24 protein-coding genes are annotated in these 15658 nt (G+C 59.1%); 18 read left to right on the top strand and 6 right to left on the bottom strand.

The genetic code is table 11. The annotated features are described in order from the left end of the window. Positions 1-159 precede the first annotated feature (159 nt). The 5 genes from PMO31116_RS23160 to PMO31116_RS23135 all read right to left on the bottom strand — a co-directional run bounded on the left by PMO31116_RS23160 (position 160) and on the right by PMO31116_RS23135 (position 5994). Positions 160-1074 carry a ParB/RepB/Spo0J family partition protein gene (locus tag PMO31116_RS23160; protein ID WP_150568758.1) on the bottom strand — a complete coding sequence of 305 codons (915 nt, stop codon included), beginning with the start codon at positions 1072-1074 and terminating at the stop codon, positions 160-162. A 92-nt stretch (positions 1075-1166) separates the two neighbouring features. After that, entirely contained in the window at positions 1167-2078 is a 912-nt protein-coding gene (locus PMO31116_RS23155) for a recombination-associated protein RdgC (protein ID WP_150568757.1), read from the bottom strand. Between the two features lie 1461 nt (positions 2079-3539). Next, a complete protein-coding gene (locus PMO31116_RS23145) occupies positions 3540-4151 on the bottom strand; it encodes a thioredoxin domain-containing protein (RefSeq protein WP_150568755.1) in 612 nt (203 codons plus the stop codon). Positions 4152-4617: 466 nt separating this feature from the next. Further along, a complete protein-coding gene (locus PMO31116_RS23140) occupies positions 4618-5250 on the bottom strand; it encodes a BRCT domain-containing protein (RefSeq protein WP_150568754.1) in 633 nt (210 codons plus the stop codon). A 54-nt stretch (positions 5251-5304) separates the two neighbouring features. After that, the gene (locus PMO31116_RS23135; RefSeq protein WP_125899283.1) at positions 5305-5994 is read right to left on the bottom strand and encodes an XRE family transcriptional regulator; all 690 of its coding nucleotides are present in this window, start codon (positions 5992-5994) and stop codon (positions 5305-5307) included. A gap of 29 nt (positions 5995-6023) precedes the next feature. On the opposite strand from PMO31116_RS23135, the gene PMO31116_RS23130 reads away from it, so the two are divergent. The 4 genes from PMO31116_RS23130 to PMO31116_RS24190 are packed head-to-tail and all read left to right on the top strand — an operon-like array spanning position 6024 to position 7193. Next, on the top strand, positions 6024-6266 hold the full coding sequence (locus PMO31116_RS23130) for a helix-turn-helix domain-containing protein (protein ID WP_125899282.1): 243 nt from the start codon (positions 6024-6026) through the stop codon (positions 6264-6266). Beyond that, entirely contained in the window at positions 6263-6595 is a 333-nt protein-coding gene (locus PMO31116_RS23125) for a hypothetical protein (RefSeq protein ID WP_125899281.1), read from the top strand. The genes PMO31116_RS23130 and PMO31116_RS23125 overlap by 4 nt, the downstream gene beginning before the upstream one ends. Next, positions 6592-6840, top strand: coding sequence for a hypothetical protein (locus tag PMO31116_RS23120; RefSeq protein ID WP_150568753.1), 249 nt, complete (start codon positions 6592-6594; stop codon positions 6838-6840). Before PMO31116_RS23125 ends, PMO31116_RS23120 begins: the two co-directional genes overlap by 4 nt. After that, a complete protein-coding gene (locus PMO31116_RS24190; RefSeq protein ID WP_246185452.1) occupies positions 6837-7193 on the top strand; it encodes a hypothetical protein in 357 nt (118 codons plus the stop codon). Before PMO31116_RS23120 ends, PMO31116_RS24190 begins: the two co-directional genes overlap by 4 nt. Here the strand turns inward: PMO31116_RS24190 and PMO31116_RS23110 are convergent. Then, positions 7190-7399 carry a hypothetical protein gene (locus tag PMO31116_RS23110; RefSeq protein ID WP_150568752.1) on the bottom strand — a complete coding sequence of 70 codons (210 nt, stop codon included), beginning with the start codon at positions 7397-7399 and terminating at the stop codon, positions 7190-7192. The genes PMO31116_RS24190 and PMO31116_RS23110 overlap by 4 nt on opposite strands. A gap of 125 nt (positions 7400-7524) precedes the next feature. Between PMO31116_RS23110 and PMO31116_RS23105 the strand changes: the two genes are divergently transcribed. The 14 genes from PMO31116_RS23105 to PMO31116_RS23035 form a co-directional block, all read left to right on the top strand. Then, positions 7525-8118 carry a hypothetical protein gene (locus PMO31116_RS23105; protein ID WP_150568751.1) on the top strand — a complete coding sequence of 198 codons (594 nt, stop codon included), beginning with the start codon at positions 7525-7527 and terminating at the stop codon, positions 8116-8118. A 194-nt stretch (positions 8119-8312) separates the two neighbouring features. Then, entirely contained in the window at positions 8313-8576 is a 264-nt protein-coding gene (locus PMO31116_RS23100) for a helix-turn-helix domain-containing protein (protein WP_150568750.1), read from the top strand. Then, positions 8573-9373: a helix-turn-helix domain-containing protein gene (locus PMO31116_RS23095; protein WP_150568749.1), complete on the top strand. Its 801-nt coding sequence runs from the start codon at positions 8573-8575 to the stop codon at positions 9371-9373. The genes PMO31116_RS23100 and PMO31116_RS23095 overlap by 4 nt, the downstream gene beginning before the upstream one ends. Continuing rightward, positions 9370-10026, top strand: coding sequence for a DUF6475 domain-containing protein (locus tag PMO31116_RS23090; protein ID WP_150568748.1), 657 nt, complete (start codon positions 9370-9372; stop codon positions 10024-10026). The genes PMO31116_RS23095 and PMO31116_RS23090 overlap by 4 nt, the downstream gene beginning before the upstream one ends. Before the next feature lie 199 nt (positions 10027-10225). Further along, positions 10226-10531 carry a hypothetical protein gene (locus PMO31116_RS23080; protein ID WP_174971755.1) on the top strand — a complete coding sequence of 102 codons (306 nt, stop codon included), beginning with the start codon at positions 10226-10228 and terminating at the stop codon, positions 10529-10531. Next, positions 10528-10878 carry a hypothetical protein gene (locus PMO31116_RS23075; protein WP_150568746.1) on the top strand — a complete coding sequence of 117 codons (351 nt, stop codon included), beginning with the start codon at positions 10528-10530 and terminating at the stop codon, positions 10876-10878. The genes PMO31116_RS23080 and PMO31116_RS23075 overlap by 4 nt, the downstream gene beginning before the upstream one ends. Beyond that, positions 10875-11123 (top strand): hypothetical protein, encoded by a 249-nt coding sequence (locus tag PMO31116_RS23070; RefSeq protein WP_150568745.1) that lies wholly within the window; start codon positions 10875-10877, stop codon positions 11121-11123. The genes PMO31116_RS23075 and PMO31116_RS23070 overlap by 4 nt, the downstream gene beginning before the upstream one ends. Then, the gene (locus tag PMO31116_RS23065) at positions 11120-11551 is read left to right on the top strand and encodes a nuclease domain-containing protein (protein WP_246185451.1); all 432 of its coding nucleotides are present in this window, start codon (positions 11120-11122) and stop codon (positions 11549-11551) included. The genes PMO31116_RS23070 and PMO31116_RS23065 overlap by 4 nt, the downstream gene beginning before the upstream one ends. After that, the gene (locus PMO31116_RS23060) at positions 11544-11921 is read left to right on the top strand and encodes a hypothetical protein (RefSeq protein ID WP_150568744.1); all 378 of its coding nucleotides are present in this window, start codon (positions 11544-11546) and stop codon (positions 11919-11921) included. The genes PMO31116_RS23065 and PMO31116_RS23060 overlap by 8 nt, the downstream gene beginning before the upstream one ends. A gap of 173 nt (positions 11922-12094) precedes the next feature. Beyond that, complete coding sequence (locus tag PMO31116_RS23055; RefSeq protein ID WP_174971752.1) at positions 12095-12271, top strand: hypothetical protein; 177 nt, start codon at positions 12095-12097, stop codon at positions 12269-12271. Further along, complete coding sequence (locus PMO31116_RS24495) at positions 12271-12645, top strand: HNH endonuclease (protein ID WP_150568742.1); 375 nt, start codon at positions 12271-12273, stop codon at positions 12643-12645. The genes PMO31116_RS23055 and PMO31116_RS24495 overlap by 1 nt, the downstream gene beginning before the upstream one ends. A gap of 122 nt (positions 12646-12767) precedes the next feature. Further along, positions 12768-13145, top strand: coding sequence for a hypothetical protein (locus tag PMO31116_RS23045; protein ID WP_174971749.1), 378 nt, complete (start codon positions 12768-12770; stop codon positions 13143-13145). Beyond that, positions 13126-14856, top strand: coding sequence for a terminase large subunit (locus tag PMO31116_RS23040; protein WP_217424775.1), 1731 nt, complete (start codon positions 13126-13128; stop codon positions 14854-14856). The genes PMO31116_RS23045 and PMO31116_RS23040 overlap by 20 nt, the downstream gene beginning before the upstream one ends. After that, the coding region (locus PMO31116_RS23035) for a phage portal protein (RefSeq protein ID WP_150568740.1) at positions 14853-15658 on the top strand (806 nt) is incomplete at its 3' end. The genes PMO31116_RS23040 and PMO31116_RS23035, both read left to right, overlap by 4 nt.

Raw genomic sequence — 15658 nt, 5'->3', positions numbered from 1 at the left:
CTGGTATCGCGACGCCCATTTTCGGCGACGTCCGCGTCGTGGCCACGTGGCTTCTTGATCCACCAGCGCTGCATGTAACCCGCGAGGTCAAAGTATGGCGTGCGCTGTGCGCGCGCAATAATGGCGTCGACGATGAACGCCGGCACAGGGATACGCATTTCAGCTTCCTTCGGAGGGGGATTGGGGCGCCGTGGCAACGCCGAGTTCGGCGTGAGCGGCGAGCAGTTCGCGCAAGGCAAGCGAACTCACGGTGACTGGAAAGTCACTTTCGCTAGTGGTTAGCGCTGTAATGGTTCCGGGCCCCAAGGAGGTCACGAAGGAGCCGACCCGCGATACGAAGGCAGTTACCGCCTTACGGGGCGGCGCTTTTGATCGGACCGAACTACTCGTGACTTTCGTCTTTCCGCCGACTGCGGCCTTCTCCAACTCGCCTGCGAGGAAGGCCCCGGCCTGTTCGCCGTGCATCCGCACCGCCTCTGCCGCGACAGACGCAGCTGCCTTGCCGGCAAACACCAGACGATGAACGTCTGAGTTTGCCCCGGCCAGCAGGAGCATCTTTCCAACCCATTGAGGCGAGACGCGGTTAGCCTCGGCGATGCGTGCGTTGTCCCAGCCGAAGCGGCTCAATCGCTGATAGCCGAACGCCTGTTCGAGCGGGTGAAGATGCCGGCCGCGGGCACTCGAAAGAATGCGAAGCGTGCGATCGGCATCGTTTCCGTCGAACGCCTCAATCCGCACCATCAACTCGCCAGTCTTGTCGCGAAGCGGAGCACCCGCCTTGTCGGCGCGGCCGATGGCCGCATGCCTGCGGTGCCCGTCGACAAGCCAGACGCCACCATCGGCGCGGGGCCGAACTTCGAGCGCCGGGTACTGGCCGCCCGCCATGATGTGGCGGAATAGGCTTTCGTCATCTTCTTTGGCAGCTTCCAGTGCCTCGCCTTCCAGAAGATCGAGCGAGGCGCGAAGGTTGAAGCCAGGTTCGACGTGGATATCCTCGTAGCGGATCTTCATCGCATCCGCGCGCCGGATTTCCTTGTCGTTGATCTTCTGTTTGAAGGACGGGACAGCGGTCATTTCATTCCTCGTTCGCGGTCGACGGCGGTACGGATGTGTTCTCGGAATCCCTTGGAAGGGTGTCCGCCGTATGGGGAGTGGGTTTTGCCGGGTCAGCAGAGCTTCGGATGTTCGTCCGTACGCTCGCCCCCAACGGCTTCGATCAAGTCGCTGATCAGGCGCAAAAGTTCGCCGGCCATGAGCAGGAAATCCGCGTCGAACCTCTCGGCCTCGCTCTCGGCCGTCGGGTCTGCGGCTTCTTTGAGAATGTCGAGAGGAGTCACGCGCTTGATGGTGAATGCATCGGTCAGCACAAACGAGATTCGGTCGTTCCATGTCATCGCGAGTCGAGTAGAGCGCTTCCCCGACTGGATGTGCCGGCGGATATCATCGCCGTCGAGCGGGAGGTGAACGTAACGCACTGCGGCTTTCTCGTTGGCGTTCGACCGCAGTTCAACGTCTTGATCGATGCTGAACCCGGCTGGCGACTCGTTTGCGGCAAGCCACGAGGTCATGACCGCAACAGGCGCTTCGTTCAGTTGCACGTTGGCGATGCCGATGTCGATCGTCTTGAGCAAGAAGCCGATGGCATCGTGCGCCTTCGCAGTGGAGGCGGCATCCACGATCAGCCAGCGGTTCGCAGGGTCGACCCAGAGGCGAGTATCGCGCCGTATGCCGAAGGCTCGCGGCATCAATTCGTCGATGACCTGCTCCCTGAGCTCGCGCATCTGCTTGCGCCCAGGCTTGAAGCCCTGTTGCTCCTCGAGGTCGACGGCTTTCGCTCGGGTCACCTGGTTAACCACCGAAGCCGGAAGTAGCTTCTTCTCCGTGCGGTACACCAGCAGGATCTGGCGATTGACAATGTGAGCGAGATCCTCGCCATCTCTCGATGCACACCATCCGGCCGTGTGCATTTCCATCGCCGAGGGATCGCGGAAGGCATTCTGTTGAAGTCGTTCGAGAAGACGCTCGTTGCTGAGCGTCCACTCACTGATGCGGAAAATCTGGAGATTGCGAAACCACATGTCTGATTCCTTTCGTGAGAGGTTGGCGGCGGTCAGTCGCCGCGTTCGGCGTCGGCCCTGATGTAGAAAGCAAGGGCCGCGAGGAGGATGGCCGCGTGCTTTTCGAGGGCATCGCGACGCGCCTGCTTGGCTTCGAAGTCCTCACGGCAACGCGGTGAGCCAGAGCGGGGAGGAGTCCGGGACGGCTGGTAATTCATAAGCGGGCGTAGCTCTTTCCACGCGCGGACGGCTGCCGCTCTTTTTGCGGCTGACCTCATACGCCGGACCGCCACCTCACATAGAGGCAGGAGACGAGCATTACGCCCCAAATCGCCCAGGCCGCTTTCGGGTGCCGACGGATCCACCGGTCGGCGCCGTTGACCGTCGAGATGAGGAGTCGATCAATCATCGGTGCCTCAGTTGGTCGCGTCGCGATACCCGAGCCGGTACGCGAGTTCATTGGACTGGCAAGGCGCGCCGCGCATGGCGTCGCACCAGCCGTTTTGGTATTGGCGAATCTCAGTTGCAAACATGTTGATCTCCTCAGTCGAGGCGAATTGTTGCGTTCTTGAACATCCAACTCGAGCAGACGGCGCCACTGACGCGCCGACCTGTCGGGCCCGTCGCAGTAAAGCCAGTGGAGTAGGTGTCGTCCTTGCTACAGGCTGCCCACTCATAGCCAGTGAGGTGAACGTTGGTGTAGCCTGCGCCTTCGAGGACGCGCTGTGCGGTGCTGGCGTCAGTGCAGGCGGACAGAAGAAGGGCGAGCGAAATCACGACTGCAGCGAGCCTCATGGGGAAACCTCGAAAGGGGAGAAGGGAAAGCCCCGGCAAAACACCGGGGCTACGGCTTTAACCATGTCCGTCATGGGCCTGTGAGCGGTCAGGCTCGCTCTGCTGCGTTAAGCGGGCGCGAGAGATGTGCACCTAGCCGTAATCCATCGGCACGGCCGTGTTGCGCGTTCGTCGAAGGCGTCTGAGCGGCGCTCGCCACAGACGCGGATAAGCCGCCGCTCGCGCCCAAAGGAGCGGCAGCAAAATCAGTAGTAATGGCATGAGATTTGAATCGGTGAAGAGAGTGGCCAGCGCTGATCTCCGGCTATCAAGCCCCCGTGCACGGGCGTGTTCATTCACCCTCAAGAGAGCAGACCCTTCCAGCAACCGGGGGACGGTGTACGGGCTATTTAACGTCGCCGCGCCGACGCGGGTCTGCTCACTTGAAGGTGCCCGTCTCTCCGGGCCGTCACGCATGTCCGAACGCCCAAGTCGAAACCGGGACGCCGCACAGCCATCGTCTCGCGCATCAGCGTTTGCGCCTCATTACAGGGATGGCTCCCGCAACGACTAAGCCGACTCGTCGTTTGTTTGCTGTTTTATAGACAGTTGGTTGTCAGCCCGGCAGCAGAAACTTGAATTCAGGTGCCGCACTCTCGCGGCGGTCACGCCTGCATCATCGGGGGCGTTCCCTCTCCGGGGAGGTGTCTAAGCGTGGCGATACGGCATCAGAAACCCGATGCCGCCGTCGAAGACAAACTTCGCCATCTGCGTTGGATCCACTGACGGAAAGAACTGAACATCGGGTAGGTCAGCGATACGGCGGAGGTACTTTTCCTGAAACCAACCCGCTCCGATCTGTACAGGGCGGCTCTCTTCCCCGAATCCGTTGCACTCCTGGCATCGCACTGCGCCCGCCTGCGTAGCCGAAGCGGCAAAGAAGTGAAACCCTTCCCCATCGCACGACTTGCATGCGTACGTGTGGTTGCAGTGTGAGAACTCCCCTTCGCCATCACAGGCTTTGCATTTGATGCTGAGTTCGTAGCCGGCGCCATTGCAAGCCTCACATTTGTTACGCGGTCCGCCCGGGAAGTGAATTTCGTGGGCATCAAGCTGCTCAGCAGTTGCTTCGATGAAGCGGGCCACGCTTCCGAGCCGCTTCTCGATTGCGCGCGGCGTTTCCCCTGCTTCGACGGCGTTCAACGCGACCATCACTGCGCCGTCCGTTGCGGCAATCCATCCTGCGTCGAACCACGGTTTGTGAAGGTCGGTGCGCGGATCGTCCGAGTGGGCGCAGAACAGCGCCAAATCAATCGACATGGTTCCTCCTCATGTATATGGCGCAGCTCTCGGAAGAAAGCCGCCTCAGATACATCATGTGTGGATGCAGAGCCCCGTGCTACTCCCGGCTGAGCCGGCTCACGGCGGCGCTGCATCTCTTCAATCCAAGCGACGTTCTATAGCCGCACGAAGCAGCCAGGCGGCGCTTGGATAGCCTCCGGTCTTGTGTCTCAGGGGTAGAGGGTTCCGCCCTGCGCCTAGCCGCGCCCGCGAAGAGCGGACGCCATCGGCGTGTTCTATCGGTAACTGAGTTTTTAAGGAGCGCCCCGACCTGCGGGCGGGCAGCGATGTGTGCTGCGTTGAGACGAATAATTGCACAAGAAAAACTAGCATGCAAGAAAAACTAGTATGCGTGTCGATGCGAAATTTGGATCGCTAATCGATTATCGATAGCTCAAACAAAAACGGCCCGCGCTGCGGACCGTTGATGAAATGCTTGATGGACTTAGATGTGGTCTGCCCAGTGCTGCTCAGTGACGATGACTATAGGAACTCCGCTCGTGGCGTATTCAACCGCCTTTTTTATTTTCGTTCCGTATGTCGAATGCAGCCAGTCTCGCGATCCGATTTCGCCAATTACCAAGTAGTTCAGCTTCTTCGTGATACCGTCAGTCGGTAGGCCCCCGCGAGCGCTTACTTGGGTATGGCACCAGTCGCGCGTGCCCGAATAGAACTTTCCGGTAAAACAGAATGTACGGCCTTGGAATTCAATCTCAGGTGGCGGGTTAGTGACCGGCAAGGACGTAGAGTTTGACGATTCGCCCGCGTTCTGTGAAGAGTTGCCGCCAACCGTTGAGAGCATAAGCCTCAGAAGCTCGCCTTCCTCGCTGCTATCTAGAAACCCATCGGAAAGCGCCTGTTCGAGCCGAGGGTAGAGCACGTTCGCCGGCCATTGTGTAGCGACGTCACGATTGCTGTCGAGCCATTTGAGAACAAACTCGGCCTCTGAGTGTGAGATCTCGCCGTCAGCAATGACGCCTTTGACGATGCCTATGAGCTCGTCGATTTTCCGTTCAGCGACGGCTTGCGACCGAAATGCCAGATTGAGCGGCTGGCCTTGCGAATCAACTGCGGACATTGTGCACCCCGTAAGAAGTTGGACAACATCCGATTTCGACCGCTCACGCGCGCATCAGAGTTTGAAGCCCACCCAGAACGCCCGCCCGAGAATGTCAAAATCAGGATGATCACTATCGAGTGGGATATCGGAGTAGGCGCCACTTGTATTTTCGGAGCGTGCCACGAACCCTCCGCCCCTTACCTTATATAAGCGCTTGACCAGCAATTTTCCGTCCTGGCGAATTGCGTAGACCTTTCCGTTCACGACAGTCGTATCGGATCGATTCACGAGGATCGTAGAACCGTCTGGAATAAGCGGCTCCATGCTATCGCCCTTCACTGTCACGGAGACCGCGCTATCTGGCGTGGCGCCAGCCGATCTAAGAAAGTCGGCACGAAACGACAGGCGGCTCTTTTCGTCTTCGCTTTCAACCACATGGCCGTGGCCCGCAGACAGCTTGACATCAAGCCGCTTGATCGTCACGAACTCCTGATCTCCTGCAGTGGCCTCTCCGCCAGTCATCAGAAAATCAACCGTTGTATGCAGCGCGTCCGCGACGGCCTGCAGTCGCTTGCGTTGTGGTGCCGTCTTGCCGTTCTCCCACTGCTGAACCGTCTGCCATGACACGCCGACCGTAGAGGCGAGCGTCTCCATCGAAATTGACAGCTTTTCGCGAAGAGCTTTGATGCGGGCATGAATTGAGTTCATGCGCGCGAGGGTAAACACAAGACGACCTTGTGTCATTGCAGGAAAATCTTGCATGCTAGTTTTTCTTGTATTAGGATTTGCCCATGACCAATGCTCACAACATCTCCCGCGCGATCAACAACTTGGGTGGCCCGGTGTCCGCCGCAAAGGTGTTGGGAGTTCGCAACTACCAAACCGTGCAGCAGTGGGTTCGGAGTGGGTCGGTTCCCGCGAAATACGCCAAGGCATTCGAAGACAGATCTGGGGTATCTCGGACACTGCTTTGCAAAGACTGGATGTTCTATTGGCCCGAGCTGGCCGGCGGCGCTACTGGAGAGAGCAAGTGAAAGAACCGATCAACATGAACGGCACCCTCCGCAATGCGCTATTTACGGTCTCCCGCGAATTCGACCGGATCTGGGCGGCGCTTGGGGTGCACGCTCCTCCGGTTGCGCTGCCAAGTGGCATGAAGTGCACCCGGATTGACGGCATCTCGACGATCCGCGCGTCAATGCTGGCGCGAGCCTTGGCGATCACGTTCAGCGAAACGATGTTCGAAGACAGCAAGGAATGGACGCTGATCGACGAGCTGGAGAAGTCCAAGGACGAATTCTGGCGCATGGTCGGAACTTTTCTCAAAGATGAATTCCATCGAAGCCTGGTGAAGACCAAATGACTGAGCTCAGCGAGTGGTGGGAACAGAAAAAGCGCGAAGTCGAGAGGCAACTGCCTCGCGATGTGCGTGAGGCGAAGCGCAAAAGCCGGTTCGAGTGCATCAACGGCAAATTGCGCTTGAAGACCATGAATCCGCGGCGTGAGGTCAGGCGGGCGCTCATCCGGCAAGCGACGATGGAGCACTTCCAAGAAACCCTCCATCGAAATTTGAACCGTCTTTTGGCCGAAAAAAAGGAATCGGAATGACCAACACCTCGAAGGTAAGTATCGAAGTCGACGGCGCCGGTCGCGGTCACGTGGACGTTGATGGCGTGCGAATTCCGCGCGTGCAAAGCGTGACAACTCGGGTGGTAGCCGGCGATCAGGCGGCTGTTTCGCTCACGTTGGCGATCGCCGGTACCGCACAAGTCGAGTACGCCGGCGCCTCGATTCAGATTGACGGCGTGGTGATGCCGGAATCGCTTGAAATCTCGCTGTGGCGATACCTGGCAAAGAAGTATGGCCGCGAGATCGTCGTTACGACGCTGGAGTCGATCTCGCGGGAGTTCAGTTGCAGTGATGCGGATGTCCGGCAGGGCGGATTGAACTGGCGAGGTTAGACCCCTAGTAGTTCTTTCGCCCGAATAACGGCCAGTCGCTCGATTTCGGAGATTGAAACTTCTTTGACGTCTGATGGTTCGATGAACACCGTTATTTGGGCTTCCTCCATGGCGGTGTCTTCCGACAAGACGATGGCAAGTTCGACACGAAGTTTGTTCGGCGCTGCGTCGAACGGATGGTAAGCCGACAAGAATTTGAAGTCCATGAGTCCCTCGATGGATGTTGAGTTGTACGAAGTGAAGAGCGCACAGCTTAGCACCGTCGGGGGACTCGCCAGATTTGAGTAGTGGTTGCATGCGTATCACTGTAGGCGCACGAGGAGAGAAATACATGCGAAACGAATCGCACAAAACGAAGCTTGCCATCCTGTCGGATCACGTCGACGCGTGGCGCCAGCGCGCGGGCAGCCGCGAGACCGTTGCTCTGCAAATCGTTGAGGCTCACAGAGCGTGGGGCGGTGATGCGCTGCCGCGACTTGAGTTCGACATGTCCGGCGACGCGTTCACCGCTGCGAAGAACGCGGCGGATCGGATTTTCCGGTGGCTGGATGACCGGACGAAAGACACGAACCTGCTGCCGGCGAACTTCGAGCGCTCGATCTTGGCCGCCATGCCGGCAGACATTCGCCTGTCATACCTGAACGCCTGGCTTGCGCCGGTAGACGTATCGGTTCGTGTGCGCACGCTCTTCGATAGCGACGAACTCAGTCCGCAGCAGATCGTGCAGTCGATTGTTCATGCGAATCACAGGACGGAATCCGACGCTACCGACCTGCTGGACGGCATTGACCCAGGTGAGCTGCCACGTTTGCACAACAGCCTGATCAACGACATTTCGGTGAAGAAGTCGTTAGTTGGCGCAGTCGAGATGGCAATGTGGACCACCGGTGAAGCCCCCATCGGGCTGGAGGGCGCGGCGAAGTGAGCGAGAAAGCCATCAAGTCAGAAGTTGCCGACGGTACTTCGTCACCGCCCGTCGACGCCCAGTCGGAGTTCTATTCACGTCTCGCCCGCGCGAGCTTTGGTCCCGATATCGGGATAACTGCCAACATCTGCATTAGCTGTGGCGCTGTGCGCCAGCCGAACGGCGAGATGCCGTGCGACCACTGAGGAGCCCCCATGAGTGCACATCGAGTCAATCAAGCGTGGGGCGTCGAGCTGCGCCACACCGAGAAGATCGTGCTGTTGGCGTTGAGCCACCACGCGGTCATGTCGACGGGCGAATCGTCGCCGAAGGTCAGCCGCCTGGCGCGTGACTGCGGCATGTCGGAATCGGCAGTGCGCGACTCAATCAAGGCGCTGGAGGCGGCCGGCTACATCGAGGCCAATCCGATTCGCCGTGGCTTGACGCTGTTCCGCGTGAAAGTCGGGGCGTCGGAATGAGCCTTGACGCAATCACCTGGGCGCGCCACCAAAAGGTGGGGAAAGGCCCAACAAAATCGGTTCTGATGGCGCTCGCAGACTTCGCCAGCGAAGACTTCGTATCGTTCCCGAGCATCGACACCCTCATCGCTTGGACCGAGCAGGATCGCAAGACCGTCTTGGCCAACATCGATCGCTTGAAGGATGCCGGGTGGATTACGGACACGGGCGAGCGCACTGGACGCACCAGGCAGATCGTCGTGTACCAAATCAACGTCGAGCGAGGCGTTGAGGTAAAGGTGGGCCCTCGCAGCCAAAGCAACCCGAAATCGGAACGGTTCCAAAAACGGAACGGTTCCGAAAACGGAACAGTACCGAATTCCCCCTCAAACAGTCCCAATTCCGACTCGAAACAGTCCCAAATTTCACCGGAAACAGTCCCAAATTCGGTACCCGTAACAGTAGTTAACAGTAATGAACAGGGAAGGAACAGTGGTGCGCGCGGAACGCGCTTACCCGAAAACTGGATTCTCACCAAAGCGCTGGGCGATTGGGCACTGCAAGAGCAGCCGACCTGGACCGCCGACCACGTTCGTCGTGTAGCGGACAAGTTCCGTGACTACTGGACAGCGAAATCCGGACAGCAAGGGCGGAAGACCGACTGGGACGCAACGTGGCGCAATTGGGTCCGCAACGAGAAGCCGCTGACGGGTGGCGGCGCTGGAGCGGGTTTGAACAAGCAGGAGCTGCTTGAGCAACGAAACCGAGAGATCGCCGCTGCACAGGCCGCTCGGATCATGGCAGGGGAGAACGCATGAAACCGACCGATTCCGTCGAGTTCTTTTCGCTCATCAGCAACGTCTACGCCTTTTACCGCCAAGACTACTCGGACTTCGTTGGGCAGGTCTGGTGGGGCGCAATGAAGGCTTTCGATCTCGCAGCGGTGCGCGATGCGTTGGGACGCCATGCCGCGAACCCCGATGCTGGGCAGTTTCTTCCGAAGCCCGCCGACGTTGTGAAGATGCTGGAGGGCTCGACGCAGGATGCCGCCTTGCTGGCCTGGCACAAGGTCGACAAGGCCGTGCGTGAGGTCGGCACGTACTCGTCGGTCGCCTTCGATGACGCGTTGACGCATCGAGTTGTCTTCGAAATGGGCGGTTGGATCTCGCTGGGTACGAAGGACGAATCCGAATGGCCGTTCGTGAAGAACGAGTTTGTGAATCGGTACCGCGGCTACCGAGGCCGTAGCCAAGTGCCCGAGTATCCACCGGTCTTGATCGGGATCGCCGAAACGACCAATACGCGCGCGGGCTTCCAGTCACAGGGGACGGTGCTCATTGGCAATGCCGAGTTGGCCCGTGCCGTGATGGCTGGTGGTAGCGACACACCACTGGTGGGCTACACGCGCACGGCGGTCTCCGAGCTGCTGCCGTATGCCGGCATGCCTGAGCCGGCGAGGCTGATCGCTTGAAGCAAGCAGAGTGCTGGCGGCACTTCGACGATGCCGCACGGGCGGCGCTGGCGGGACACGGGAACGCGGCGAGGGCGCTTGTTGAGAGGGTGAGGCGGCGCTTTGGTGATGAGGCGGCGGAGAGGCAGGACAAGGAATTGCGGGCATACATCGAACACATCCGGAGGAAGGGAAAGTGAGCCCTAAGCGGGAAAGCCAGTTGGAACTGCTGTTTGCGTTTCATTGCCGGGCACGGAAGGTTCCTGAGCCGGTGCGGGAACACCGATTTGCCCCTCCGCGGATGTGGCGCTTCGACTTTGCTTGGCCGGACAGGATGATCGCCGCGGAAGTCGAGGGCGGCATCTGGACGGGAGGGCGTCACACGCGTGGAAGCGGGTTTCAAGCGGACGCGGAGAAGTACAACACCGCGTCGCTCGCAGGATGGAGGGTGTTTCGATTCACGGGGGCGATGGTCTCGAATGGGACTGCAATCGAGACGATTCAGAAGGCGCTGGAGGTGGCATGAAAAACGTGATTCTGGACGGCATGGACAAGGGCGAGTGGTACGGCCGCCAGGCGCTGGCCGATATCTGTGGAGTCTCGCGCAACCTGGTGAATCGGTTGGTGGTCGAGCTCGTCAACGAAGGTCTTCTCGTAATCCGGCAGGAATCTCGCGGGCTCGAATTCGGGCTCGCGGTCACGCGGTCGACAGCCACCGTACAGGTGGCGGCACCGGTTCAACGCGCAAAGATCGCACCGCGTGCGGCAAGGCCGAGCATCGCCACCGGTCCTTATCGACCGAAGTGGAGGCCGATGAAGGCGTATGACCGGTATGCCCGCTCTCATCAACAACTCTGCGAGGAAATGCGATGAACGCGATATCAATTCGGCGTAAGCGCGTCGATGAGGAGGTCATCTACGCAAAATTGGATCACGACCAGATAAACGAACTGCTCGCGCAGGCGGTCGCAGCGGAGGCGGGTGTGACGATTGGCGGAGTGGGAGTCGCTATAACGAGGTGTTGGGTATCTACCACCAGCAGCATGAGCTCCGGAACGCGTGCAGAAGCGGAAATTGAGATCCGCATCAATCAACGAGCCACGGATGAGACGGAGTGATCCAGCGCAAGAAGCCAATGCGGCGCACCGGATTCAAGCGTAATGCGCCGGCGGCGCTCAACCCGTTCTGCGGCGCGGCAGCGTTCACGGGTACGACGTTTAAGCGCAAGTCGCGCAAGAAGCGATCGGGACACGACAAGGCGGCGCTGGCCGCTTGCGCAGGGCAGCCATGCTACCTGCAAATCCCGGGAGTGTGTTGTGGGGACTGGCGCACGACGGTGCCAGCGCATCGGAATGAAGGAAAGGGAATGGGGCTCAAGACGCCGGACAGATTGACGGTGCCAGCGTGCTTCACATGCCACGCCGAGTACGACCAGGGCAACAAATTGACACGAGACGAGAAGCGAGGACTCTTCAATGCAGCGTACGACCGATGGGCACCATACCGCGACCGACTGCTTGGGCTGGAGGCCGAAGGCAATGACTGACCAACAACTGCACATTCTCTGCCTGCAATACGGGCAGTGGTGCCGCACTCGTAAGTTCTTTGCGCCGCCTGTACCGGGAAACCTGCTGGCGCAGTTTCAGCCCAAGGCGAGCGGGGTTGGCGAGCCTGATGCTGAGCTGTTGCCCGAGATGCCGTACTTCAACATGGCGGTCCATGGCCTCGCGGAGCAAGAGCCGGAAGAAGCACTCTGCTTTGCATTGTTCTATAACCATGGCTTTCGCCCGGTGAAAAGCATTGCCGCGGCGATGGGCATCTCGCGCCGAACGTTTTACTATCGGATGTATCGCTTCGCCGAGCGTGCGTACAAGATGAGTGGAGTCCTTCGGCGCGCCGCAGAAAGTGTGCAATAAATCTTGCACAAAATAGTTCTGCACACTTTTCGTGATTTCCGTATCATTTCTGAAAGGCTGGAGTTTGTGTAGCCAAAGCCCGCGACGGTGAGAGCCTCGCGGGCTTTTTCGTTTCTCGCTGTCTCCTCGACGTGTGATCTTTGCCCGCTTCGGCGGGCTTTTTCTATTCCGCTATGCCGCATCCTCTCGAAGCCAAAATCGAAGCACTCATCGATGCGCTGTCAGAGCATGCGCGAAGCAACTTCGCATTGGCTGAAAGCCTGTCAGCTCTGACGAACGCGATGGTCGATGGTGCCGAACCCGAGATGCAGGAAGACGCTGTGCCGAGTTACGGCGGTCTCGCAGGGTAATGCCGACGCGACCGTCTAAGCACAGGCCAGCGTTGCCCTCGACGGCCCGACATGAACTGCCGGAACTGAGTCGGCAGACGCGCCGCGAGATGCACACCGGTGTAAAGCGCTGGCTCGCGATTCGCGAGTTCACGCTGAGGCGCGACAGGTTCACGTGTCAGGCGTGCGGGCGAATAGTCGCAGGCAAGGGCGAAGCGCACGTCGATCACGTGGATGGCGACAGTCACAACAACCCGCCCGACGGCAGCAACTGGCAGACGCTGTGCGTGCCATGCCACTCGGCCAAGACGGCAAAAGAGAACGGCGGATTCGGGAATTCCCCGTCAAATGAGAGTGGTTCGCGTTTGACGGGTGGGGGGAGGTCAAAACTTTGAATCGTTTTGCTCCCGGCACGGGCGCGGAGTCATTTTTTCACGCCGTCAAAATTCAGAAAACGTTTTTTTAGGGAATTGAAATGACGCGAGGTCGGAAGCCTAAGCCTCCGAGCCTCAAGGTCTTGGCCGGGACCGATAGACCAGACCGGGAGGCCCCCGAGGCGATCGAATTTGATCTGGTCGAGGAGTTTCCTGAGCCGCCGCCAATGCTGAATGCGGTTGGCGCTGCTTTCTGGAATAGGGAGGGGCCGCGGCTTGTTAAAGCAGGGGTGATCCAAGTTGTTGATTTGAACGCATTCACTATTGTCTGCTACGAGTGGCAGATGTGGACCCAAAAGGCCAGCGCTGGCATTTCACTCACTGCGTCTGAAGGTAACTATCTCAGGGGACTTTTTTCTGATTTCTGCATGAGCGGCCCAGCTTCGCGCAGTAAAGCGGCTATCGGCGGCGAGAAGCCTGCGGGCAACAAGTTTGCGACCAATGGCCGGCGTAGTGCGTGATTACGTAAAGATCGCGACTGACTATGCCAAGGAAGCGGTCGCCGACAAGAAGCGGAAGAAGTTCGGGAAACTGATTCGCCAAGCCGCGCAACGATTTCTCGACGATCTGAAGCGGGCCAAGAAGAAGGGCAACCCATTCATTTTCGACGACTGGCACGCATGCGACGCATGCGATTTCATAGAGAAGCTGCCGCACGTTGAAGGCAAGTGGGAAACGCCGGATATCGTTCTGCATGCCTCCCACGTGTTCTTTGTCGTGCAGTTGTTCGGATTTCGGAACCGAGAAGGCGGTCGGCGCTTCACTTCCGCGCTTTTCGCTGTCGCGCGGAAGAATGCGAAATCAACTTTAGCTGCGGCGATTCTGCTGTACTGCCAATGCTGTGAAGATGAGCCGGGCGCGCAGGTGATCAGCGCTGCGACGACTTTTCCCCAGGCGTCAATCATCTTCGGCGTCGCGAAGAAGATGGTCGAGAAGACCAGTGATTTACGCGCTGCGTTCGGGTTGGAAGTCTGGGCGAAGTCGATTTCGCGAGAAGAGACGCTTGGCAGCTTTAAGCCGATCCACGCAAAGGCATCCACGCAAGACGGCTTGAACCCGTCGCATGTTGGACTCGATGAGATTCATGCTCACAAGTCCGCCGACCTGTTGAATGTTCTTACGTCGGCAGCGGGCGCGCGTAGAAATCCGCTATGGCTTTATACGACGACAGAGGGATACACCAATCCCGGCCCATGGGCCGAGATACGGCAGTTCGCAAAGAAGCTTCTTGCTGGCGTCTTCGGCACCACGGCCGACCACTTCCTTGTCGTCTTCTACGCGGTTGACGAAGAGGATAAGGCTGCTGGCATAAAAGCCGATGAGGACTTCGATGAGCATGTCTGGATCAAGGCAAATCCTCTGCTCGATGCGAACCCGCACCTGCTAAATGCGATTCGGAAAGAGGCGATCGAGGCGAGGCAAATGCCCTCGAAGCACGCCGAATTCAAGATCAAGCGCCTGAATCGGCCCGCGAGTTCTGCCGATGCTTGGATTGATTTAGGACGCTGGGGAAAGTGCTCAGCTCCGGTGGATCTGGACGCACTGGTCGGTGTGCCTTGCTGGGGCGGCCTCGATCTTGCCAGCACGAGCGACTTGACCGTTCTCCGGCTCGTCTGGCGGGTGGGCGATGTGTTCCTAACCTGGGGGCGGCGCTGGGTGCCAGCTCATGCGGTATCGCAACGAACTGAGCGCGGAACCGTCCCGTATCAGGCGTGGGTCACCGCCGGCCTCATTGAGCAAACCGACGGGGACGTCACCGACTATGCAGTGATCGAGGCGGCCGTGCTTGACGCGGTTGCTCGATTCAACGTGCAGAACATCGGCTACGACAGATGGAACGCGTCGGACTTGGTAAACCGCTTGGTTGAGAAGGACGTGCCTCTGGTCGAGTTTGTTCAAGGGCCGAAGTCGTATCACCCGGCGATGCAGGCTTTGGAGCGCGCTTACATCGGTGGGAACGTCGCCCATGGCGGCGACCCAGTCCTCACGTGGTGCGCGTCGAACCTCGTCGCGCGAAGGGACCAGAACCTGAACATGGCGCCAGACCGGAAGCGGTCCGCCGACAAGATTGATGACATGGTTGCTCTCCTGATGGCCGTCGGCGTTTCCGTCGCTGGCGACAGTGATGAGGGCAACTTCGATGACTTCCTGAGAGAACCTCTGATCGCATGAAAGGAACTGCGAAGAAGCCAGGGCGGATTAAAGCCGCGGTTCTGGACTGGCTCGGCGTGCCTATCGGCCTTTCAGACGGTGCGTTCTGGGATGCATATCTGGCCGCTGGATCATCCAGTGGGCAGTCTGTCACCGAAAAATCGATGCTTCAGCTGTCGGCCGTGTGGGGCTGTGTTCGTCTGATCTCCGAGACGATCTCCACGCTGCCGCTGTCGATGTACGAGAAGACCGGTAAGGGCAAGCGTACGGCGTCGTCGCATCCGCTCAACTGGATTATTCATGATCAGCCGAATGCAGACACGACGGCGTCCGTCTTTTGGGAGTCAGTTGTCGCCTCGATGCTGTTGCGGGGTAATGCGCGGGCCGAGAAGCTGATGCTCGGTGGCAAGGTAGTAGGGCTCAACTTCCTCGATCCTCGCCGGCTCGCGATCAGCAAACGTGGTAACGGAGTTCTCAATTACCGTTACACCGAATCGGACGGCCGCCAACGTGAAATTCCGCCCGATCGTATCTGGCTGGTCCCTGGCTTCTCGCTCGATGGTCAGTGCGGAGTTTCGGTGATCCAGTACGGCGCGAACGTATTCGGTGCCGCGCAGGCGGCGGACGTCGCTGCAAACAAGACGTTCGAAAATGGCTTGATGCAGACCGTCGTGTTCAAGATGGCGCACGTCCTTAAACCGGATCAGCGCGCCGAGTTCCGGGAGAACTTGAAGGAAATCACCGGGGCGCTCAACGCAGGGAAATCGCCGTTGCTTGAAGGTGGGATGGATGCCGACACGCTGGGCATCAACCCGTCCGATGC

Origin of the sequence: Pandoraea morbifera, assembly GCF_902459575.1 — a bacterium.
GTDB classification, from domain to species: domain Bacteria; phylum Pseudomonadota; class Gammaproteobacteria; order Burkholderiales; family Burkholderiaceae; genus Pandoraea; species Pandoraea morbifera.
This window is presented reverse-complemented; position numbering and strand designations above follow the sequence as displayed.